This is a genomic window from Mucilaginibacter sp. R-33 (assembly GCF_049949235.1).
Taxonomy (GTDB): domain Bacteria; phylum Bacteroidota; class Bacteroidia; order Sphingobacteriales; family Sphingobacteriaceae; genus Mucilaginibacter.
Genome location: NZ_CP188089.1, coordinates 3,669,442 through 3,692,997, shown reverse-complemented (window position 1 = coordinate 3,692,997; position 23,556 = coordinate 3,669,442). Strand labels below are relative to the sequence as shown.

13 protein-coding genes are annotated in these 23,556 nt (G+C 46.4%); 12 read left to right on the top strand and 1 reads right to left on the bottom strand.

The features are described 5' to 3' along the window. Nucleotides 1-2 precede the first annotated feature (2 nt). The 12 genes from ACP26M_RS15315 (at nucleotide 3) to ACP26M_RS15260 (ending at nucleotide 20,605) form a co-directional block, all read left to right on the top strand. Nucleotides 3-728: a DUF3826 domain-containing protein gene (locus ACP26M_RS15315; RefSeq protein WP_354486645.1), complete on the top strand. Its 726-nt coding sequence runs from the start codon at nucleotides 3-5 to the stop codon at nucleotides 726-728. A 7-nt stretch (nucleotides 729-735) separates the two neighbouring features. After that, nucleotides 736-1,866 carry a sialidase family protein gene (locus ACP26M_RS15310; RefSeq protein ID WP_426581154.1) on the top strand — a complete coding sequence of 377 codons (1,131 nt, stop codon included), beginning with the start codon at nucleotides 736-738 and terminating at the stop codon, nucleotides 1,864-1,866. A gap of 237 nt (nucleotides 1,867-2,103) precedes the next feature. Further along, nucleotides 2,104-3,504: an acetylxylan esterase gene (locus tag ACP26M_RS15305; RefSeq protein WP_426581152.1), complete on the top strand. Its 1,401-nt coding sequence runs from the start codon at nucleotides 2,104-2,106 to the stop codon at nucleotides 3,502-3,504. A gap of 3 nt (nucleotides 3,505-3,507) precedes the next feature. Then, nucleotides 3,508-4,392 (top strand): sugar phosphate isomerase/epimerase family protein, encoded by an 885-nt coding sequence (locus ACP26M_RS15300; protein WP_426581150.1) that lies wholly within the window; start codon nucleotides 3,508-3,510, stop codon nucleotides 4,390-4,392. 9 nt (nucleotides 4,393-4,401) lie between these two features. Further along, nucleotides 4,402-6,324 carry a hypothetical protein gene (locus tag ACP26M_RS15295; protein ID WP_426581148.1) on the top strand — a complete coding sequence of 641 codons (1,923 nt, stop codon included), beginning with the start codon at nucleotides 4,402-4,404 and terminating at the stop codon, nucleotides 6,322-6,324. Further along, nucleotides 6,321-7,034 (top strand): L-rhamnose mutarotase, encoded by a 714-nt coding sequence (locus ACP26M_RS15290; protein WP_426581146.1) that lies wholly within the window; start codon nucleotides 6,321-6,323, stop codon nucleotides 7,032-7,034. The genes ACP26M_RS15295 and ACP26M_RS15290 overlap by 4 nt, the downstream gene beginning before the upstream one ends. Before the next feature lie 2 nt (nucleotides 7,035-7,036). Further along, a complete protein-coding gene (locus tag ACP26M_RS15285) occupies nucleotides 7,037-8,116 on the top strand; it encodes a Gfo/Idh/MocA family protein (RefSeq protein WP_426581144.1) in 1,080 nt (359 codons plus the stop codon). A gap of 8 nt (nucleotides 8,117-8,124) precedes the next feature. Beyond that, nucleotides 8,125-9,714, top strand: coding sequence for a sodium:solute symporter family transporter (locus ACP26M_RS15280; RefSeq protein WP_426581142.1), 1,590 nt, complete (start codon nucleotides 8,125-8,127; stop codon nucleotides 9,712-9,714). Between the two features lie 2 nt (nucleotides 9,715-9,716). After that, complete coding sequence (locus ACP26M_RS15275; protein ID WP_426581140.1) at nucleotides 9,717-11,915, top strand: alpha-L-rhamnosidase C-terminal domain-containing protein; 2,199 nt, start codon at nucleotides 9,717-9,719, stop codon at nucleotides 11,913-11,915. Continuing rightward, nucleotides 11,912-15,220: a glycoside hydrolase family 2 TIM barrel-domain containing protein gene (locus tag ACP26M_RS15270; RefSeq protein WP_426581138.1), complete on the top strand. Its 3,309-nt coding sequence runs from the start codon at nucleotides 11,912-11,914 to the stop codon at nucleotides 15,218-15,220. The genes ACP26M_RS15275 and ACP26M_RS15270 overlap by 4 nt, the downstream gene beginning before the upstream one ends. After that, nucleotides 15,217-18,558 carry a glycosyl hydrolase gene (locus tag ACP26M_RS15265; RefSeq protein WP_426581136.1) on the top strand — a complete coding sequence of 1,114 codons (3,342 nt, stop codon included), beginning with the start codon at nucleotides 15,217-15,219 and terminating at the stop codon, nucleotides 18,556-18,558. Before ACP26M_RS15270 ends, ACP26M_RS15265 begins: the two co-directional genes overlap by 4 nt. 4 nt (nucleotides 18,559-18,562) lie before the next feature. Beyond that, complete coding sequence (locus tag ACP26M_RS15260) at nucleotides 18,563-20,605, top strand: aceric acid hydrolase (RefSeq protein ID WP_426581134.1); 2,043 nt, start codon at nucleotides 18,563-18,565, stop codon at nucleotides 20,603-20,605. A 637-nt stretch (nucleotides 20,606-21,242) separates the two neighbouring features. Here the strand turns inward: ACP26M_RS15260 and ACP26M_RS15255 are convergent. Further along, nucleotides 21,243-23,555: a DUF5703 domain-containing protein gene (locus ACP26M_RS15255; protein ID WP_426581132.1), complete on the bottom strand. Its 2,313-nt coding sequence runs from the start codon at nucleotides 23,553-23,555 to the stop codon at nucleotides 21,243-21,245. Nucleotide 23,556: the final 1 nt, after the last annotated feature.

The window sequence follows — 23,556 nt, the reverse complement described above, 5'->3', positions numbered from 1 at the left end:
ATATGAAAAAATTAAATAGAGCGGGTGCTATGCTGATAGTTTTACTATCGCTGTCATGCACGTTGAAAGCCCAGGGACAACAGGCAACTAAAGCAGCTCCATCTCCCGAAGCACTGGCCAAAGCCGATGCTGAAGTGGATAAGAAAGCCTCGGATTGGGTTGCCTCCTTGTCGCTTACGGACACAGCAAAGGCTACCCGGGTGAAAAATGTAATTGCAACCCACCTCAAAGCCATCCGCGACTGGAATAACAGTCATTCGTATGAGTCAGTACCGGCAGGTATTGATCCGGCTACCGGCAAAGCTTTGAGTACTATGGACAGGCAGATTATCATTAATTCGTCGCTGCCAAAATCGGTACATGAAAACCTCATGGCTGGTTTGCGTAACGACCTTACCGAAGAACAGGTTGAAGCCGTACTTGATAAATACACCATTGGTAAGGTAGCCTTTACACTGGCCGGTTATAAAGCGATTGTACCGGATCTGACACCTGTTGAAGAAGCAGCGATCCTCGCTAACCTGAAGCAGGCCCGCGAACAGGCTGTCGATTTTAAGAATATCAAACAGGTATCGGCCATTTTTGAGATTTACAAAACCAAAAACGAGCAATACCTCAACAGCAACGGCCGTAACTGGCACAAGCTATACGGTGATTATACTAAAGCCATCATCGCGAAAAAAGCTGCTGACAAAGCAGCAAAGGATAAAGCCGCCAACCAAAAATAATTGTACTATGTTAAAAAAAATCTTGTTCGCCGGTGCGGTAAGCTGTTTATTCATGATCACTGCCTTTGCTCAAAATCCATGGCGCAAGGGGATTGTGAAGGATGAGTTTATATATGATAAAGCACCGTACCCGGAATGCCATGCGGCAACCATAGTCGAAACACCAACCGGCCTTGTGGCCTCATGGTTTGGCGGCACTAAAGAACGCAACCCTGATGTATGTATCTGGGTTAGCAGGTTTGTTAAGGGCAAATGGACAGAAGGTATCAACGTAGCCAACGGCATCCAGAACGATACTTTACGCTATGCCTGCTGGAACCCGGTGTTGTACCAGGTGCCCAAAGGCGAATTACAGCTTTACTACAAAATAGGACCGAGCCCTGCAAAATGGAAAGGTTTTGTAAAAACATCTAAAGATGGTGGCATCAGCTGGTCAGAGCAAAAAGCCTTGCCCGATGGCTTTTTAGGGCCGATCAAAAACAAACCGGTACTGCTTAAAAACGGCACGCTGTTAAGTCCGGTAAGTACCGAAGGCAAAGCATGGCAGGTGCATTTTGAGGCCACCAAAGATTTCGGTAAAAACTGGACAATGATAGGCCCTATCAGCGATGGCAAGGATATGAAAGCTATACAACCGAGTATTTTAACTTATAAAGATGGCCGGCTGCAGGCACTTTGCCGCAGTCAGAACAGGGCGATATTGAGCACATGGTCCAAAGATGGGGGACAAACATGGTCGCCTTTGGAAAAGACCAGTCTGCCGAATAACAACTCCGGTACTGATGCGGTGACCTTGAAAGATGGCCGCCAGTTATTGGTTTATAACCATGTTTTGCCCCCGGGAAACCTGGCTAAAGGTGCCCGCACGCCATTAAATGTCGCTGTATCTAAAGATGGTATTACCTGGTACGCAGCGTCGATCCTGGAGGATTCACCAATCAGCCAGTATTCTTACCCATCGGTTATCCAAACTTCGGATGGGATGGTGCATGTGGTCTACACCTGGCGCAGGCAAAAGATAAAACATGTGGTTATTGATCCGTCGAAATTGGAAATGAAGGAAATAAAGGATGGTATTTGGCCAAAGGTGGATGGTTATACGCCGCCGGTACCGGTTGGGGAGACTAAGGATTTGTAAGTGAAATAGACCTTGAGGGGTAAAAAAAGCGTCATGCCGAACTTGTTTCGGCACCCCACAGGACAGGTAGTCAATTTGCTTAGCATGATCGCTTAGCGAGTGGTGTGCTGAAACAAGTTCAGCATGACCATGATTTTGTAAATGTAGAGACGCATTACATGCGTCTCCTTTAGGACAAGCGAATATGACTGGCACACGGGAGACGCATGTGATGCGTCTCTACAAAAAAATAAAAAAATGAAAAAACTGATCTATATACTGGTAACCTGCCTCACAGCGATGAGCTTTACCGCCCATGCGCAGCAAACTACCGATGCCATGTACAGGAAGACCCTGAAGGAGGTGCTTGATGAGGTGCAGGACAAATACCATGTAAAGATCAAATACACTGCTGCCCAGGTTGATGGCAAATGGGTTAACTACGCCCAATGGCGTTTTAGGCCCAATGTGGATACGACCCTGGCCAACGTTCTTACCCCTCTTGATCTGAAAGTGAATAAAGAAGCTCCCGGCAGGTATAAATTAAAAGAGTACGAATACTTCCGCTGGTCGGTAAGCGATGGCTGGAAGGAACTTGACAGGATAGCCGCTCAATACCACGACCGTGATACCTGGGAGCAACGTAAAGCGATGTTAAAACCGGAACTCTACAAGGCTTTGGAGTTATCACCCCTACCTGCTAAACCTGCTTCAAAACCAATCATCACCCCAAAAAGGATTTTTGATGGTTACACAGTTGAGAATATTGCTATTGAAATATTGCCCGGCTTGTACATTAATGGTTCGCTGTATAAACCATCCAAAATTAAAGGTAAGATTCCGGTTATCCTAAGTCCTGACGGGCATTGGGAACATCAGCGTTACCGGGCCGATTGCCAGATCCGTTGCGCATCGCTGGCGCGGATGGGGGCAATGGCTTATAGTTACGACCTCTTTGCCTGGGGCGAATCATTGCTGCAATTTAAAGATGAAGATCATCGCCGTAGCCTGGCGCAAACTATCCAGGCACTTGGCGCCATCCGGATCTTGGATTATGTGCTTTCACTTAAAGAAACCGACCCGGAACGCGTTGGCATTAGCGGCGGCTCGGGAGGCGGAAGCCATACCGTTTTAATGACGGCACTGGATGACCGGATCAAACTAAGCGCCCCGGCTGTGTCGGTGTCATCTTATTTTTACGGGGGATGTCCTTGCGAAAGCGGCATGCCTATCCATCAATGCGGCAACGGAACAGATAATGTGGAACTGGCAGCCATGGCAGCACCCAGACCTCAACTCCTGATCTCGGACGGGCAGGACTGGACAGCCAATATGCCCGAGCATGATTTTCCTTATCTCCAGAAAATATATAGCTATTACGGAGCTACGGATAAGGTAGAGAATGTGCACTTGCCAAACGAGGGGCATGATTTCGGTCCGTCAAAAAGGGCCGCGTTATATGCTTTCGTAGCTAAAAATTTCCACTTGGATCTTAATAAAATTAAAAATAGCAGCGGCAATTTCGATGACCAAAGGGTCACCATCGAAAAAGAACCTGCTATGTATGTATTTGGCGACAAGGGCGAAAAACTTCCCGCAAATGCAATAAAAGGTTTTGATCAGTTGGAGAAAGTATTTGCGCGGGCAATAAAAAAATAGGTTATGAAAAATAGATTGATATCAGGTTTTTGGATAGTATTAATGGTATGTGCCTGCAGTGTGCCTGCAATGGCTCAAACCGCATCAAACCGGCGCTACAAGGTTGCGGTAGTTGATTTGATGATCCTTAAACGGCAAAAGTTAGGTGCATTTCAGTTAGCTAAAGAGATTGGTGCCGATGGCGTAGAGGTAGATATGGGTGGCCTTGGCGATCGCGAAACATTTGATAATCAACTGGCGAAAGATTCGATCAGAAATGTATTCCTGAACAAGGCAAAAGAGCTGAACCTGGAAATCCCATCCATGGGCATGACCGGTTTTTTCGCCCAATCATTTGCCGAACGGCCAACAGCGGTCAAAGCTGTTACCGACTGTATCAACACCATGAAACAAATGGGTGTTAAAGTGGGCTTTTTGCCAATGGGGATAAAAGGTGACCTGATGAAATTCCCCGAACTGCGCCCGGCTATTGTTTCCCGCCTGAAAGAGGTTGGCAAAATAGCCGAAACGGCAGGAGTTGTAATAGGCATTGAAACAGCGCTGGATGCCAAAGGCGAGTTGCAGCTATTGAAAGATATAGGCTCGCCTGCCATCAAAAGCTATTTCAATTTTGAAAACGCCATCAGGAACGGCCGCGATCTGGATAGCGAGCTGAAAATTTTGGGTAAAAAACACATTGTTCAGATCCATTGTACCAACGATGATGGCGTTTGGCTGCAAAACGACCCTAAAATCAACATGGAGCATGTAAAAGCCACTTTAGATAAAATGGGCTGGACAGGCTGGTTAGTGATTGAACGCTCGCGCGATGCCAAAGACCCACGTAACGTGAAGTGGAATTTCAGCGCGAATACCACCTATGTAAAATCAATATTTCAGGCTAAGTAATTAACGTAAATGAATATCCGCCGCATAGTTGTTTTGTTAATGCTGTTAAATGTTAGTTTGACAGGTAGCCTCTTTGCGGCCGAAATCTGGGTGTCGCCTAAAGGCTCCGATACAAATACCGGCACCCGCGAGCAGCCGCTGGCCACCGTAGCCATGGCCATCAGGAAAGCCCGTGAACTGAGGCGAACAAACGATCCATCAATAAAAGGTGGCATTTATATCAAAGTCGCGGCTGGAGTTTATACGTTAGATGAACCATTGTTTATCCGCCCGGAAGATTCAGGTACTGCTGATAGTCCAACCATTATAGAGGGTGAGGGCGTTGGTAAAACTGTTTTAAGTGGTGGCATTAAGGTAAGTGGATGGCGTAAAGTAAATTATGCCATCCCCGGTTTGCCGGCAGAAGCTACAGGCAATGTTTGGGTTGCCGACGGGCCCGTTATAGGCGATGAGCCATTACAATTCAGACAACTATGGGTGAATGATGAAAAGGCTGTTCGCACCCGGGATACCGAAGCTCCGCTCATGAACCGCATCCTTTCCTGGGATCATAAAACCCAAACCTGTGTAATCCCATGGTCTGCTTCAGCCGATACCGCTCACCTTAAGGGTTTGGAGATGTTTATTCACCAGTGGTGGGCTATAGCCATTTTGAGGGTTAAAGCAGTTAAGGTAATGGGGGACAGCGCGCGCTTATCATTTTATCAACCCGAAAGCCGCATCCAGTCAGAGCACCCCTGGCCAGCGCCCTGGATCTCCAAAAAAACGGGTAACTCAGCGTTTTATCTCAGCAATGCTATCAGCTTTTTGAACAAGCCCGGCGAGTGGTTTCACGACCGGAAGGCTAATAAAATTTATTACATCTCTCGCAAAGGCGAAGATCTGCAAACAGCTACAGTAACCGTTCCGCAATTGGAAACATTGGTAAAAATGCAGGGCACTGTTGACAACCCGATTAACTATATCAGCTTTAAAAATATCAGTTTTGAACATAGCAGCTGGCTTCGTCCCTCAAAAGAAGGCTTGGTCCCGCATCAGGCTGGCATGTATATGCTGGATGCTTACAAGCTTAAAATTCCCGGTACGCCGGATAAAAAAGGTTTGGAAAACCAGGCATGGGTAGGCCGGCCAAAGGCAGCGGTTGAGGTGGCTTATGCTTCACATATTACCTTCGATGGTTGCGGTTTTGAACATATGGCCTCAACCGGCTTGGACTTTCAGCGCGGCATGCATAACGATGTGGTTAGAGGCAGCCTTTTTAAAGATATAGGCGGCACAGCGGTACTTGACGGCGTTTATTCGGACGAAGCACAGGAAGTGCACCTGCCTTATAACCCAGGCGATAAACGGGAGATCTGCACCAATGATACCATCGCCAATAATTTAATCACCGATGCCACAAATGAAGACTGGGGCTGTGTTGGCATTGGCGCGGGTTATGTTAGGGGCATCAGCATAACGCATAACGAGGTTTGCGATGTAAACTACACCGGCATCAGCATGGGCTGGGGATGGACCAAGACCGTTAACGCCATGAGCGATAACCGCATCATCGCTAATAAAATCCACCATTACGCCCGCAATATGTATGATGTGGCGGCCATCTACACACTATCTGCACAGCCCGGTTCGGTTATCAGTGATAATTATGTGGATAGCATTTACAAAGCACCTTACGCGCATGATCCACAGCATTGGTTTTACCTGTATACCGACGAGGGTTCGTCATACATCGCTATCAAAAACAATTGGTGCCCGGCTGATAAGTTTCTGAAAAATGCTAATGGTCCCGGTAATGTTTGGGAAAATAACGGTCCGCAGGTTGATGCAGCCGTAAAGCAATCTGCAGGCATAGAACGGTCTTATGGCTATCTGTTTCAATATCGTAAGGTAAACCGGGATAACTGGCCCATCAATCATAAAACAGAATGAAAATATCAAAAGCATATATAGTTTGGTTTACGGTGATTTTATTGTTGCCGGTGTTTCCTATAAAGGCGGCTGCAAACCCTTACGGCATAGTTGAAGTGACAGAGGCGCAAGGCAAGGACCTCGATTACACTGCCTTATTGAATATCGCCCGCAAGCAGGGGCTGCCGGCTTCGGCCGTTTACCATTGGGATAACCATCTCATTGTTTATGGCAAGCATTTAAACACAGCATCCATCAAAAAAAACGCCCAGGCAGCATACCCCTCATGCCAAATAGCAGTTTACAACAACCCGTTTTATGATTTTAACCGCAAGCAGCGTTGCAGCGGCAATGGCATTGCTAGGCAATGGGATAACATTATACTAACGGCAAATTTGGTTGCTAATGAACGCCTGCAGCAGGAGTACATTGCTTATCACGCCACTCAATTTAAAAACTGGCCCGAGGTTTCCAAAGGGTTCTGTAACGCCGGTTTTCAGCAATTGCTTGTATTCAGGAACGGGCGCCGGCTGATGCTGGTGATCAGTATCCCGAAAGGAAAAAAGCTTGAGGACCTCAATCCTAAAACCATCGAAAATAATCCGCGGGTAAATGATTGGAACAGGTTGATGAAGAAATACCAGGAAGGTGTGCCCGGCACCCGGAAAGGTGAGGTTTGGGTGTTTTTTAAACAGGTAACGGACAATAGCGACACTAAACGATCATTATAAGAATGAAAATAGGAATATTAGGATTAGGCGAAGGGCGCAGTACCATGTCGGCAGTATTGAAAAGCGAAAAGCTTGAACTGAAAATGGTATGCGATATGAATATTGAAATGTGTAAGCACCGCGCAGAAGAGTTTAACTTTCATAACTATACCACCAGCTACCAAGACATGCTCAATGATGCCGAAATAGATATCATTGCCATTTATACGCCCGATCATCTGCATGCTGAACATGTTAAACAGGCGTTATTGCATGGCAAGCATGTGGTATGTACAAAACCTTTTATTGACGACCTGAGCAAAGCTGCCGAACTGCTTGAACTGGTTGAGCAAAGCGGCAAAAAAGTTTTTGTAGGTCAAAGTTCACGCTTTTTTGAACCGATGAAAAAGCAGCGTAAAGATTACGAGGCAGGTTTAATAGGGGATTTGATCACTGTGGAGGCTTATTATCATGCAGATCATCGCTGGTTTTTAGAGAAGCCATGGTCGCTACAACAGGCCTTTAAATGGCTGTACGGTGGCTTAAGTCACCCGGTTGATTTTATCCGCTGGTATTTGCCGGAGATTGAAGAGGTGATGGGCTACGGTATGCTAAGTGCCAACGGTGCAAAAGGCGGTTTGAAGAACCCGGATACCATGCACTTTATTTTCAAAGCTAAGGATGGCCGCATTGCCCGTGTTAGCGGCTGCTATACTGGTCCGGTGCAACCCGTTACCCGCGACAGTGAAATGAGCTGTATTTTACGCGGCACCGAGGGCTGCAGCCAGGGCGACTATATGGATTTGCGCTATGCCATCACTGATAATACCGGCGAAGAACGCATCATCACCTGGGAACATAAGCTGAAACATTACTTCAGGTTTGAGGGCAAAAGCCACCACGCCGGGGAGTATCAAAATTACCTCGAATACTTTGCCGATAGCATTACTGAAGGTTACACCGCTTACCCGGATATTAAGGAAGGTATCGGCACAATCGCCCTCCTCCAGGCTATGGACAGATCATTGCAAAGCGGCAAACCCGTAAAGGTTGACGAGATCCTGACTGAGTTTAATTTAACCGTAAACGAGTTAAGCGCATGATCCTGGGCATGAGCAATATTGTATCGCGCCTCACGCTGTTGGATTATTCGGTTGTGGCCGTTTATCTGATTATCTTGATGATAATCGGGTTCCGCGCCAGTTTTAGTGGTAAAAACAAAACAGACGAAACACTTTTCCTCGCCAATAAATCATTGGGGTGGGCAAGTATTGGCTTTAATATGTGGGGCACCAATGTTGGGCCTTCCATGTTGCTGGCCTTTGCCAGTATAGGTTACAGCACGGGCATCGTGGCCGTCAATTTCGATTGGTATGCCTTTGTGTTCCTGATGTTGCTGGCGCTGGTGTTCGCACCTAAATACATAGCGGCCAAAGTATCAACCATGCCCGAGTTTATGGGGAACCGTTACGGCGATTCGACCCGTAATATCCTAGCCTGGTACGCGCTTATCAAAATGCTGATCTCATGGCTATCGTTAGGTTTGTTTGCCGGTGGATTTTTAGTGAGGCAGATACTGGGCATCCCCATGTGGCAATCGGTTATCGTGTTGGTGTCATTTGCGGGCTTGTTTGCTTTTACCGGCGGTTTAAAGGCTATTGCCAAAGTGAATGTTTTCCAGATGCTGCTGCTTATCGGCGTATCGCTCACTCTGACTGTTTTGGGCGTAAACAAAGCAGGTGGGTTATCAGCCGTATTTCATCAAACGCCCGCAAATTATTGGAACCTCATTCATCCGGCAAGCGATGTTAAATACCCCTGGTATGCTATTTTATTGGGCTACCCGGTATCGGCCGTGGCATTTTTCTGTACCGATCAGGCTATGGTACAATCGGTACTGGGCGCTAAAAACCTGGAGCAGGGACAGCTCGGGGTTAACTTTATTGGCTGGCTCAAAATATTATCGCTGCCGCTGTTTATCCTCACAGGCATTTTGTGTTTTATCCTGTTTCCACATCTGAGCGATCCTGCATTAGCTTACATGACCATGGTGACCAATCTTTTCCCACCGGGGATGAATGGATTAGTTATTGTGGTATTGATAGCCGTTTTAATAGGTACCGTCGGTTCGTCCTTAAACTCGTTGAGCACGGTGTTCACCATGGACATTTATGCTGAAAAGATCAACCCCAATGCCACTAATAAAGACCTTATCCGTGTAGGGCGATACACTGTAATAGGTGGATGCCTGTTTGCCATAGGCATGGCGCTGGCTATCGATAGTATCAAAGGGCTTAATTTGTTCGACGTATTTCAATCGGTATTGGGCTTTATTGCGCCGCCGCTGGCTGTAGTTTTCCTCCTTACTGTTTATTGGAAACGCACTACCCGCAAGGCGGTAAATATCATTCTTTCTGCGGGTTCGGCTTTTAGTTTGGGTACCGGTGTGGTTTACCTGTGGGTGTTACCACCAGATAAGTACAGCTTTTGGCCGCATTACCTGATGCTGTCGTTTTTCATATTTGTGTTCCTGGCGGCATCTGCCGTTTTGATCTCGCTGCTTGACAAAACACCGGCTGTTTACGTGGCCGATCAATCTGAAACAGAAAATACTGCAAAACCTACCCGGCGTGTAAAAATAGCCTGGCTGCTGCTCTCGATAGTCATGATCGCTTTATACCTCATTTTCAACGGACATTAAAAATGAATAAAATCACTACTCATATAAGATTCAATAAGGCTCGTGTATTTATCGCGCTGCTAAGCTTTATGTTTTGTGCCGATATGGCCAAAGCACAGAAAGCAACCTGGATCTGGTATCCAGGCGATTATGAGGTATGGCTCAGTAACAGGATGCAAAACCGCCGTACGGAGCGCGGCGCTTTCTTTCCGCCATTCTGGAAATTGGACAGCCATTATGTACTGGTTGATTTTCATAAGGATTTTACGCTTACCAACCCCGAAACCATTGAACTGGCTGTTGAAGGACAATACAATGTAAAGCTTGATGGTAAGGCATTGGCTGGTTATCCTAAAAATATACATGTGCCGGCTGGCAGGCACAGGCTTAGTCTCAAAGTCTATAACCAGGCTGCTGCCCCCGCCATATTTGTGAAGGGGCAGCAACTGGTGTCAGATACTTCATGGCTGGTAACTTATGAGGATAAGGAATGGATTGACGAATCGGGTAAGACCTCGGATATCTCGGCTACAAAATATGTGAACGCCGGTAACTGGAACTTTGATTCGGCGGACAAATTGCCTTCAGCATTCCGTTTGCCTATCGAAGAGCATAAGCCTGAAAAGGTTGAACGAAAAGAGCATTCTATCTTGGTTGATTTTGGCAAGGAAACATTTGGTTACGCCAAGCTTATCGGCCTAAAAGGCAAAGGCAATATTAAACTCTGCTACGGTGAATCAAGAGAGGAAGCCTTATCCTTAATTAATTGCGAACTGTTGGATAGCGTCTATATTGATCAGCAACAAAAAGCTGATTATACCATGGAGGGCTCACGTGCTTTCCGGTATATTAATATATTGTTTGATGATAACGTGAGTGCCGATGATATTGCTATGCTTTATGAATATTCGCCGGTTGAGCAGCGGGGGAGTTTCAAATGTTCGGATGAGTTGATCAATAAGATCTGGGATGTTTCGGCCTATACCCTGCACCTGAATACACGCGAGTTTTTTATCGACGGCATCAAGCGTGACAGGTGGATCTGGTCGGGCGATGCTTATCAAAGTTATTTGATGAATTATTACCTGTACTTTGATTCGCCAACGGTTACCCGCACCTTGTATGCGCTGCGTGGTAAAGACCCCGTAACCAGCCACATCAATACCATTATGGATTACACTTTTTACTGGTTCATGGGTATCTATGATTATTACCAATACACCGGCGATAAAAGTTTTATTAAACAAATGTACCCCCGCATGCAAAGCCTGATGAGCTACTGCCTGCAACGCCGCGATAAAAATGGCCTGATGGAAGGCCTTCCCGGTGATTGGGTATTCATTGACTGGGCCGATAAACTCAGCAAAAAAGGTGAAGTAAGCTTTGAGCAGTTACTGCTCTGCCGCAGCCTGGAAACCATGGCTTTATGCGCCAATATCATGGATGATAAAACGGGTAACGATCAATATCAAAAACTGTCGGCCGGTCTCAAATCGAAGATCTTCTCCCTGTATTGGAATAGCGATAAACATGCCTTTGTGCATAGCCTGGTTGACGGTAAGCAAAGCGATAATGTAACCCGCTATACCAATATGTTCTCCATATTTTTTAACTACCTCAACCCCGGCCAGCAGCAGGAAATAAAAAAATACGTGCTGCTGAATGATAACATCCAGAAAATAACCACCCCATACATGCGCTTTTACGAACTGGAAGCCCTTTGCGCCATGGGCGAGCAAAGTTATGTACTTAAAGAAATAAAGGATTACTGGGGCGGGATGCTTAACCTTGGCGCTACATCTTTTTGGGAAGAGTACAACCCGGCTAAAACCGGTGCCGACCGCTATGCCATGTATGGACGCCCGTTTGGTAAAAGCCTTTGCCATGCCTGGGGCGCCAGTCCGATATACCTGTTAGGTAAATATTATTTGGGTGTAAAACCAACGGCACCGGGTTATCAGCGATATATTATTGAGCCGCAATTGGGTGGCTTACAATGGATGGAAGGCAGCGTACCAACTGCTGATGGGGATATCAAAGTATCGTGCAGTACCAAACAAATTAAAGTAAGCAGCAATACCGGCACTGGCTTGTTGCGGTTCGCAAGTACTTCTAAACCGGTTTGTAAAGAAGGTGAGTTTACTGCAAAAGGCAACGGCGTCTATGAGGTTACCATCCAAAAGCAAAAACAGTACACCATAAACTACAGCGCAAAAAAATGATGAAACGGCTTGTAAATATCCTGCTTTTAACAGCATTTTCATCAACAGGGGTTTACGCGCAACTGGTGGATAAAACGCCCGCGCCCATCCCTAATGTGCCAACGGTTTACGATGCGGAGCCCTGGGAAAACCCATTGATTGATGGTGTAAACCGGGATGCAGCACGCGCTACGGCCTATTCATACAGCAATATTAAAGATGCACTGGCGGGCGACAGGGAAAAATCGGGTAGGATGTTATCCCTGAATGGTTATTGGGATTTTAGCTATGCCGCAAAACCGGCCGATGCCCCAAAGGATTTTTATAAAAATCGGGTAAGCGGCTGGAAAAAGATCATAGTTCCCTCAAGCATTGAGATGCAGGGCTATGACAAGCCCATTTATAAAAGCGCGGTTTACCCGTTCCGACCGGTTAACCCTCCTCACGTACCGCAGGATTATAATGGCGTTGGCAGTTATCAGCGTACGTTTACCCTGCCAGCCAACTGGAAGGACATGAACATTACGTTGCATTTCGGCGGGGTAAGTTCGGGCTTTAAGGTTTGGCTCAACGGCAAGTTTTTAGGTTATGGGGAGGATAGCTTTTTGCCGTCGGAGTTTAACATTACTCCATATCTGCAAGCCGGTGAAAACGTAGTATCTGTACAAGTGATCCGCTGGAGTGATGGTTATTTCCTGGAAGACCAGGACCAGTGGCGCATGAGCGGCATCCATCGCGAAGTAATGCTTTTGGCAGAACCTAAATTACGCATAGCCGACTTTCAATGGCAGGCCAAATTGGACAAGCAATACAAAGACGCCGTTTTCGGTATCCGTCCGCGGATTGAAAACCTGACAGGCAAGGCTGTTCCCGGATATAAAATTGAGGCAAGGCTTTTCGACAGCAACAATAAAGAAGTATTGCAGAAGCCTTTAGAGCGAAGTGTGGAAAGCATCATTAACGAGATCTACCCGCGGCTGGATAACGTGAAATTCGGTTTGCTGGAAACCACCCTGAAAAACCCGGAAAAGTGGAGTGATGAAAAGCCAAACCTGTATACACTTACTTTATCATTAGTAGACAGCACCGGCCAAACATTGGAAGTTAAAAGCTGCAAGGTGGGCGTCAGGAGTATTGAGTTCAGCAAAGAAGACAGCAAGCTACTCATTAATGGTAAAGTGACCTACCTGTACGGCGTAAACCGCCCCGATCATGACCCGGTAAAAGGCAAAGCGCTATCCCGTGAGGATATCCTGAATGACGTACGTACCATTAAACGTTTCAATTTTAACTGTATCCGCACCAGTCATTACCCGATGGATCCATACCTGTATGACCTGTGCGATGAATATGGGATACTGGTCATAGACGAAGCTAATCTTGAAACACATGGACTGGGATCGAAATTAAGCAACGACCCCATGTGGACCGGCGCTTACCTCGACAGGGCAACCCGCATGGTAATGCGTGATAAAAACCATCCGAGTGTGATCATTTGGAGTTTAGGTAATGAGGCCGGCAGGGGGCCAAACCACGCGGCGATGGCAGGTTGGATTCACGATTTTGACATTACCCGCCCGGTACATTATGAGCCGGCCCAGGGTACACCGCAGGCCGAAGGTTATATCGCCCCAACCGATCCGCGCTATCCAAAAACTAATGATCATTCGCACAGGTTACAGAATCCTATAGATCAGCCTTATGTAGATATTGTAAGCCGGATGTACCCCGGCATTTATACAGCTCCCTTGCTGGCCAATCAGCAGAATGGCGATAACCGCCCGATATTTTTCGTGGAGTATTCGCATGCGATGGGCAACTCCAATGGAAATTTAAAAGAGTTTTGGGATCAATGGCGATCAACAAAGCGGGTTATTGGTGGGGCGATATGGGAGTTTAAAGACCAGGGTTTACTAAAACATGATTCGACAGGTAAGGCATACTATGCCTACGGCGGTGATTATGGCGAACGCTATTTTGATAATTTCACCATCAAAGGCATCGTAGCATCCGACGGGCGACCGAAACCTGCCATTTACGAATGCAAGCATGTTTTTCAGCCGGCGGTTTGTGAATTGGTTGATGCCGATAAAGCAACCATCCACATCAAAAACTGGCATAGTGTAGCTTCACTGGCCGATTATGATGTGTATCTACAGTTGAGGAAAGACGGCAATATCATCCTGAAAAAACAAATTCCCCGTATTAGCCTTGCAGCCGGGAATGATACCACAATCAGCATTAAACAATATCTGCCCGGTTTAAAACCCAACCACGAATATCTGGCCGATATTCATTTTACCCTTGCCGAGGATAAGCCCTGGGCAAGCAAAGGTTATGAAATAGCAAACGATCAGTTCCAACTAACACAGCCTAAAACATCAGCTACCAATGTGGATGCCAAGGGTTATCCGGAAACGAAATTATCCGAAGATGATAAGGCTTATCACCTTAGTGGAAAGGATTTTGAGATAGTCATCAACAAGGAAAACGGCGCTTTAACCTCGTACGTGTACAAAGGTAATCAGCAGGTTTTTGCTCCTTTAATGCCGCATTTTACCCGCCCGGTTACCGATAACGATCATCGTGGCTGGAAGATGGAAAAGAAACTGGCTGTATGGATCAAAGTGGTACCGGTACTGAAAAAGATCTCAGGTCAAAAAGCCGGAGATGGTTCGGTGGTGATTGCAAGCGTTTATTCAATGGTTGGTGATAGCGCTTCGGTACAAGTAAATTACACCGTCCGTGGTGATGGATTGTTAAATGTTGCTTATGCTTTCGACGCTAAACCAGGTTTGCCAAATCTTCCTAAAGTTGGTATGCAAATGGGGATTGCGCAGGCCGATAGCAATATCAGCTATTATGGCCGGGGGCCTTATGAAAACTATATCGACAGGCGTGCAGGCTCGGAAGCGGGGACCTACTCGCAATCAATTAATCAATTCATGGAACCTTATGTAGTTCCGCAGGAAAACGGTAACCGCACCGATGTACGCTGGATGCTGCTGCACCATAAAACAGGTGGATTGCTGATCACTGCCGATAGCCTGCTAAGTATGAGCGCCTGGCCTTATACCGAAGAAAATATTCAAAAGGCAAAGCATACCAATAAACTAAAAGATGCCGGTTTTATTACGCTGAATATTGACTTGATACAGATGGGCGTAGGAGGAAATGATAGCTGGTCGGAAGTGGCAGAGCCTTTGGAACAGTACCGGATCCCGGCAAAAAAATATAGCTACAGTTTTTACCTGAAGCCTTACGAGGGTAAACCCGATGCAGCAGGTAATACGGCATATCAGATCAAATTTAACAGGAAGCCATGAGGAAATACGTTTTTATAATTTGCCTTTGCTGCCTGTTTTTACCGGGTATAGCCCAGCAGCGAAAAGTATCTCTTAAAAATGATGATTTGAAGGAGGCCTTCCTGCATCCGCCCGAATCTGCAAAGCCTTGGGTTTTTTGGTACTGGATGCAGGGTGCTGTTAGCCGAGAGGGCATCACTGCTGATCTGCAGGCTATGAAGCAGGCCGGAATAGCGGGTGCTTATTTAATGCCCATCAAAGGCCCTGCTAATCCGCCGTTTATCACTCCATCAATTAACCAGTTAAGCCCGGAGTGGTGGGCAATGGTAAAATTTACCATGCAGGAAGCCGACAGGATAGGTGTAAAACTGGCTATGCATGATAGCGATGGCTTTGCGCTGGCCGGTGGCCCGTGGATAACACCGGAGTTTTCTATGCAAAAAGTAGTATGGTCAAAAGTTGAGGTTGAGGGCGGCAAAGCCTATCATGATACGTTGCCTGTTCCAAAGCACTATAAAAGCTATTATAAAGACATTGAAATATTGGCTTATCCTTCGTTGCCCGGCGAGGGACAAAGTAGCTACGACGAGCATCCGAAGGTAGCTACCAGCTTACCTAATACCGATTTACAATATCTCACTGAAAAAGGAAATATAAAAAGTTTCGCCAGCAATGAGCGCTGCTGGCTGCAGCTTGAATTTGAAAAGCCTTTTACCTGCCGCTCGCTTGTTATTCATACTTCGGCAAGTAATTATCAGTCGCAAAGGTTGTTGCTTGAGGTAAGCGATGATGGTAAAAATTATCGTTCATTGGGCAGATTGGAGCCACCGCGCCACGGCTGGCAGGACGGGGATGCGGAGGTCACACACGCCATAACCCCAACAACGGCAAGATATTTCAGGTTTACTTACGAAAAAGAAGGCTCTGAACCGGGTGCCGAAGATCTTGATTTTGCCAAATGGAAACCTACACTAAAATTATCGCGCATTGAGTTGCTGGGTGAGCCCCGGATCCATCAATATGAAAGTAAAACCGGTGAGGTATGGCGTCTAAGTAAACAAACTACAGATGCCCAATTACCGGCTAACCTTTGTGTAGATAAAAGAAAGGTCATCAACCTTACTGATAAATTAGGGGCAGATGGCAAACTGAACTGGCAGGTACCGGCGGGTAATTGGACTATCATTCGTATCGGTCATACTTCTACCGGGCATACCAATGCTACCGGTGGTGGCGGCATCGGTTTAGAGTGTGATAAGTTTAATCCCCAAGCTGCCAAAATACAGTTTGATAATTGGTTTGGTGAGGCTGTAAAGCAGGTTGGCCCGGATTTGGCTAAACGGGTGTTAAAGATATTTCACATAGATAGCTGGGAATGCGGGAGCCAGAATTGGTCGCCGGTTTTTGCTGCTGAATTTCAGAAGCGGAGGGGATATGACCTGCTGCCATATCTGCCTTTGATGGCAGGTGTGCCGATGGAAAGCGCCGAAAAATCTGAAAAAGTATTAGCAGATGTTAGGCAAACTATAGCCGAGTTACTGGTGGATAATTTCTACGGTACCATGGCTAAACTGGCGCATGAAAAAGGCTGCACGTTCACTGCCGAAAGCGTGGCCCCAACCATGATGAGCGATGGCATGCTGCATTACCAAAAGGCTGATATTCCGATGGGGGAGTTTTGGTTCAGGAGCCCTACGCATGATAAACCCAATGATATGCTGGATGCCATTTCGGGCGGGCACATTTACGGTAAAAATGTCATCCAGGCCGAGGCTTTTACCGAGTTGCGGTTATTATGGGACGAACACCCCGGCATGCTCAAAACCACTGCCGACCGCAACTTCGCGCTTGGCATCAATCGCTATGTTTTCCATGTGAATGTGCATAACCCCTGGCTTGACCGTAAACCAGGTATGACACTGGATGGCATTGGCCTGTTTTTTCAGCGCGACCAAACCTGGTGGCAGCCTGGTAAGGCTTGGTTTGATTATATCAGTCGCTGCCAGGTCATGTTGCAACAGGGACATCCGGTTGCAGATATCGCTGTTTTTACCGGCGAGGAAACGCCGCGCCGGGCTATTTTACCCGATAGGTTAGTGAATACTCTGCCGGGGATTTTCGGTGCCGAAAGGGTAAAGCAGGAAGCGGAACGCTTAGCAAACAAAGGCGTGCCGATTATCAATTCGATTGAGGATGCAAGTCATTCGGCCAATATGGCGCTGCCCGAAAGCTGGATAGATCCGCTGAGAGGATATAACTACGATTCTTTTAACAAAGACGCTTTATTGCGTTTAGCTACAGTAAAAAAAGGCAGGATCATTCTGCCCGGCGGGGCAAGTTATGCCATGCTGGTGATACCGGGTGTAAGCCAGATGTCGCCTCAGCCATGGCAGTTATCGGCAGAAGCAGTAAAAAAGCTTCAGCAATTGGTAAATGAAGGCGCTACGGTTTTATTCGGCGATCAGCGGATGAAAGCGCTTTTATCTAATGGCTCAGCAGGAAAGGTACTCATCGGCCCATATCAAAAAGATACGTTTGATGAGTTAGGTGTAACCCGTGATCTTATAGCTACAGACTCAACTAATCAAACGGCAAAAGGCATTGCGTGGACGCATCGTAGCCACGATGGCGTTGATATTTATTTTATTTCTAATCAGCAATCTTTGAATCGTACAATTAATTTGTCATTGAGGACGGCAAGCCGCGTGCCTGAACTTTGGGATCCTTTAACCGGTGAAATAAAGCAGTTGAGTAGTGTGGGCAAATCCGGTCGTACAAATATTACGCTTGATTTAGCAGCAAATGGTTCTGCGTTTATCGTTTTCAGAAAGGGAGGTTCCGTTTTAAAAAATGCGAATGATAAACCTGCTCATTTTAAAACGGTACAAACTTTTACAAACTGGCAGGTACAGTTTGATCCTAAATACGGAGGCCCCGCAAAGCAGATTACGTTCAGTCAACCTGAAGACTGGTCGCAGCATACTAATGATAGTATTAAGTATTATTCGGGCACTGCGGTTTACAATCATACATTTCAGTTTACCGCAAAAACAGGAGCCAAAACCTATCTCCATCTGGGCAATGTATCCAATCTGGCCGAAGTATATCTAAACAGTATCAACTGCGGCACAGCCTGGACATTTCCGTATCGGGTAGATCTCAGCAAAGCCATCAAATCAGGCGAAAATAAACTGGTAATCAAGGTAACCAACACCTGGGCCAACCGCCTGATGGGGGATCATACCCTGCCCGAAAGTAAACGTATTACATGGACAAATGCGCCTTACCGTTTGGAAGGGCGCTCATTGTTGCCGGCCGGCTTGTTAAGCCCCGTGAAGTTGCTCACTTATATCCCTTAATGATATGAAATGGATTTGTAAATATATTGGAATAGCATTGTTGTTAAGCTGCACATTAAAACTATCGGCACAAAACAAAGCCCTGGTAAACACCAGTAAAAGCAGTTACGCCAAACTAAGCAGCCTTGATATGGGCGCAGTACAGTGGACAGGCGGCTTTTGGGCCGACAGGTTCAAAGTTTGCCGTGATACCATGATCCCCAACCTGTGGCGTGTTTATACCGATCCGAAGATCAGTCATGCCTACCGCAACTTTGAAATAGCCGCCGGTTTAGACACCGGTTCGCACGAAGGCCCGCCATTTCATGATGGTGATTTTTACAAACTGTTTGAAGCTGTGGCCAGCATGTATGCTAACACACACGATCCTAAGCTGGATGCGCTAATGGATAAAACGATAGCCGTTATTGCCAAAGCGCAGCGCTCGGATGGCTATATCCACACGCCAACCCTTATTGAAGAACGGAAGAACAGCGGCAAGGAAAAAGCTTTTAACGATCGCCTTAATTTTGAAACGTATAACCTTGGTCACCTGATGACCGCCGCCTGCGTTCATTACCGGGTTACAGGCAAAACTACTTTGTTGAAAGTGGCTGTTAAAGCCACTGATTATCTCTACAAGTTTTATAAAACGGCCTCGCCCGAACTGGCGCGTAACGCTATTTGCCCCTCGCATTACATGGGGGTAGTGGAGATGTACCGTACCACCCGCGATCCACGATACCTGGAACTGGCTAAAAACCTGATAGACATCCGTGGCTTGATGAAGGATGGTACAGACGACAACCAGGACAGGACACCTTTCAGGCAGCAAACACAGGCGATGGGGCACGCGGTGAGGGCCAATTATCTTTTTGCCGGTGCTGCCGATGTTTATGCCGAAACCGGAGATACCACACTCATGCACACTTTAAACCTGATGTGGAACGATGTGGTTAACCGCAAAATGTACATTACCGGTGGTTGCGGGGCCTTGTATGATGGTGTTTCGCCAGATGGCACTTCTTACAATCCAAACGAAGTGCAAAAGGTACACCAGGCTTACGGACGCGATTATCAATTACCGAGCTTTACAGCCCACAATGAAACCTGCGCGAACATTGGCAATGTGCTTTGGAACTGGCGCATGCTGCAGGTAACCGGTGATGCAAAATATGCCGATGTAATGGAGCTGGCGCTTTACAACAGCGTACTTTCAGGGATCAGTCTTAATGGCCGTAACTTTTTGTATACCAATCCGCTGGCTTATTCGGATAGCTTGCCGTTTAAGCAGCGTTGGTCTAAGGATAGGATAGGGTATATCAAACTTTCTAACTGTTGTCCGCCCAATGTGGTGCGAACCATTGCTGAGGTAAGCGATTATGCCTACAGTACATCAGATAAAGGGTTGTGGTTTAATCTGTACGGCAGCAACACCATAACCGCTAAATTGAAAGATGGCACCCCGGTAAAACTTACTCAAACTACAAATTACCCCTGGGATGGGAAGATCCATATCAGGTTTGATGAAGTACCGGGCAATAAAGCATTCTCGGTATTTTTGAGGATCCCTGGCTGGTGTAAGGCTGCAAGTATCAAACTCGAAGGTCAGCCGGTGCCGCAGTTAGATACTACGCCAGGAACTTATACGCAAGTTAACGCTGTTTGGCGCAAAGGAATGACGATTGATCTCGACCTGCCAATGCCGGTGACTATGATGGAAGCAAACCCGCTGGTTGAGGAAACCCGCAACCAGGTAGCGGTAAAACGCGGCCCGGTGGTTTATTGCCTCGAATCGGCAGATTTGGCTAAAGGGCAAAAGGTTTTCAGTGTAGCGATATCCGCTAACAATCAACTTAAACCCGAAATGATCCGGATAGATAACAGCGAGATCATGAGCCTAATAGGTAAAGCTGATCTTCGCGATGAAAATAATTGGAGTAACCAGCTTTATAAAGAAATATCGGCACCCAAACAAAACGCTATTGATATCAGGTTGATCCCATATTATGCCTGGGGTAACCGTGGGCATGTGGACATGGAAACATGGATGCCGCTGGATAGGTGATTTTGAGGTTAAAGGCGACAGGCGAAAGGTTGCAATAGAAAATGCCGCCGCTCGGCTCCCAGCCGGGTGGCAACTATTACACGGCCTCCGGCCGCCCAAGCGCAAGTGTAAAAGCCTATTATTAATCAAAGGTTAGTCCCGACGGCCAGAGGCCGCCCTGATAATTGCCACTCGGCTGGGAGCCGGGCGGCGGCGGTTGTTTTTTCGTCCCGATATGATAGTAACCGGGCGGCATCATCCGGCTTCAGCCGGATGGCATGAAATATCGGAGTTCATTCCCGCAATTTTGGTGGTATTAATTTGTCAGTATCATTTATAATCGATATGATCAATTTCAAAAAAGCCCAAAAACCTTTAGAAAAATACGAAATAAAAAGGCTGTTTTACCTGTCTTTGAAATAAGTTAAGTTTACTCTTTAAAGTTTTAATCTCTGATAATCAGTTGCTTAATGGTGTTTCAGGTATATTTATATCTATTTGATTGTCAGTGTGTTTTATTTTTAAGGTGTTCCGCGTTTTCACTCTCAAAAAATGGAACAGTCTCTTTTTACAAAAAAGAACCAGCGGGAGTTTTTTTAAATTTTTTTTGAGAATCAAAAAATTGGGACACCCCATTTGTTACAAATGAACGAAGGGTTTATTGAGCTAACATCACTGTAATATCCTTCCTTCTCTCCTCCGGCAAAACTTTCATGTCAACTATCTTTCCATCCTTCAGCGTAGCTTCAACCGTAGTATTATAAGGCGCATGAAGTTTAAAATGTACATCCCAATCCTTTGGCCAGGCGGGGAACAGCATGATCTTTTTATCATCTACCTGCATCAGCATTTCCTGTAAACCGATCATGCCCGAGCCGCCCCAGTTATGGTCGGGTGTCCAGTCGAAGCCCGGACCCCAGAAAGCCGGGAAGCGCCTGCCCGAGTTTTTGAGTTTGAAGGTGGTTAATTTGGCCGCTTCATTTGTCAGACCTAAGCGGGCCGCAAAAATATTATCCTGTTTCCAGCCTATGCTGCTCCTGAATTTGGCTACAAGCGTGTCCAATTTCCAGGTATTCAAAGCTATATCCAATCCGGGTTTGCCCAAGCCGAAGATGCCCCATGGAAACACCGGGTAAAACTGGGTATTTTCCTCGTTGTTAACCCGCTCCCATGATTTTGCCGGGGTAAGGGTTTTATGCCCGTCAATTTCGCCAAACGTAATAGGAGGGATGCGTTTCAGCAGGCTTTCCAATTTGGTGCGCTCTTCTTTATCTATATAGCTATCCGGCAAGGCAAGCATTCGCTTAGTGATGGTTTGCAGGGCAGCTATAGTTGAGTTGGAGTTATAGGCCATTTTGAATGTCTCGGCAGATGAGCCGGGATAGAGCACAAGATGCCCCTTGCCGTCCAATGCTTTAGCGCTGCGCTTGCGGGAGAGGTATTGGTAATGCTCATCAAAAAAAGTGAGGCAGCTTTCAATAAACGGAATATACTGATGGATGTCATCGCCTTTATACCGTTCCGTTTCCATCATCATGAGGCAAAACTCAAAAACAGTATCCCAGGTGTATTCCAACCAGGCGTTGTACTCAAGCCCTTTGTCAAAATCGGCAGGGCGTTTCCAGGTGTACTCGGCGCTGTTGGGCAGACCGAAATTTTCCACCTGCTCGGTGAAGCAGGCGCCATCATGCCCCCAATAAACCTTGCTGCGTAGCTCGGCATTTTTAAGGGAACGGAGATAGAAATCAAACTCTGGTTTCATCATGTCAATATCGCCGCTTTTGAGCATCGGGAAATAAACCAAACGCTGGTTTTGGGCAGTCATCAGTCCTCCTCCCCAGTTACGGAAATCAGGCGTAAAGGCATATTGCGCATTTACAAAAACAGGATCATAGGTAAACAGGCCACCATTAAATTTAGTGGGCGCTTGTCCGTAAGCATTGCAGCCCAGCATATACCTGAAAAGCTGATAGTTTTTACCGGTTTGCCAGGCTGTGGTATCATTGTCGGGCTTAGCGGTATTGATGTAAACAAAACTTCTATCCCAATACTGTTTCCACCAGTCGGCTGTTTTTTGCCACGCGGTTTTGTTATTGCTTTCAGCTTCTTTAACTACCTTTTCAAGGCTTTGCTGCCATTCATTTACAGATGTAGTTTGTTGGGTATTGAGATAGATCTCGATATCCTGGTTGGTTGCCGGTTTAATGCTCTCCAGTTTCCAGCCTTCAAAATCGGTGTTGAGGTATTGGCCTTTGGTATTCCCGGCTGCTTTCAGGTTTTTGCCTTGCATCAACCCGCCAAAGGTTAAGTTTTTAAGCGGATTGTACATCTGATCCTTAACCCCATCCATCTCCTGTTGCTTTACCGTAACATCAAATATGGTGGAATCAAGGTTGTGGTGGCAGAATTGAATGGCATTGCCTTTAAACGCGATATTATCCTTCAGCGTTTTTACATCATTGCGCGGGGCAAATTTCCATGAGCCTTCATTTTTTTCGAGGCCTTTAACTTCCCGGTCACGGTAACGCCAGCTTTCAAAAGTGGCTTCGGTTTTAATGGCTTTATTGCTGCTGATGTTAACGTGGATCACTGGGCGGAAAACATCAACCCAAAGTTTTATTTGGGCTTTTAAATCACCGTTTTTGCCGTTGATGAGTACCGAACCATTTTGAAGTTTCAGCTCCTGTTTAAAATCATTGCCATCAAAAGGATTAGGTGATAGTTTGATCCTAACACGGCAGGGTTTGAGCATGGCATTGTTTTCGTCAAAGGTGCCGCTCCGGGCAATATAAAAAAGCAGTTCGCCTTTTTCAACCCATACATTCAGCCCGATATCGCCACCGCCGCAGGGCATCGATTGACCTGAATTTTGGCTTTGGCTGATCCATACTTCATTGTATTGTTCGATACTTTTGTTTTGAGCTAACGCGATATTGCAGTACAGGAAGCAGAGCAGCAGGAGTTTTTTCATA

Coding starts and splice junctions, on each gene's coding strand:
- ACP26M_RS15280 (WP_426581142.1), top strand. CDS start 8,125: ATGAGCAATATTGTATCGCGCCTCACGCTGTTGGATTATTCGGTTGTG.
- ACP26M_RS15290 (WP_426581146.1), top strand. CDS start 6,321: ATGAAAATATCAAAAGCATATATAGTTTGGTTTACGGTGATTTTATTG.
- ACP26M_RS15315 (WP_354486645.1), top strand. CDS start 3: ATGAAAAAATTAAATAGAGCGGGTGCTATGCTGATAGTTTTACTATCG.
- ACP26M_RS15295 (WP_426581148.1), top strand. CDS start 4,402: ATGAATATCCGCCGCATAGTTGTTTTGTTAATGCTGTTAAATGTTAGT.
- ACP26M_RS15275 (WP_426581140.1), top strand. CDS start 9,717: ATGAATAAAATCACTACTCATATAAGATTCAATAAGGCTCGTGTATTT.
- ACP26M_RS15305 (WP_426581152.1), top strand. CDS start 2,104: ATGAAAAAACTGATCTATATACTGGTAACCTGCCTCACAGCGATGAGC.
- ACP26M_RS15300 (WP_426581150.1), top strand. CDS start 3,508: ATGAAAAATAGATTGATATCAGGTTTTTGGATAGTATTAATGGTATGT.
- ACP26M_RS15260 (WP_426581134.1), top strand. CDS start 18,563: ATGAAATGGATTTGTAAATATATTGGAATAGCATTGTTGTTAAGCTGC.
- ACP26M_RS15265 (WP_426581136.1), top strand. CDS start 15,217: ATGAGGAAATACGTTTTTATAATTTGCCTTTGCTGCCTGTTTTTACCG.
- ACP26M_RS15270 (WP_426581138.1), top strand. CDS start 11,912: ATGATGAAACGGCTTGTAAATATCCTGCTTTTAACAGCATTTTCATCA.
- ACP26M_RS15310 (WP_426581154.1), top strand. CDS start 736: ATGTTAAAAAAAATCTTGTTCGCCGGTGCGGTAAGCTGTTTATTCATG.
- ACP26M_RS15255 (WP_426581132.1), bottom strand. CDS start 23,555: ATGAAAAAACTCCTGCTGCTCTGCTTCCTGTACTGCAATATCGCGTTA.
- ACP26M_RS15285 (WP_426581144.1), top strand. CDS start 7,037: ATGAAAATAGGAATATTAGGATTAGGCGAAGGGCGCAGTACCATGTCG.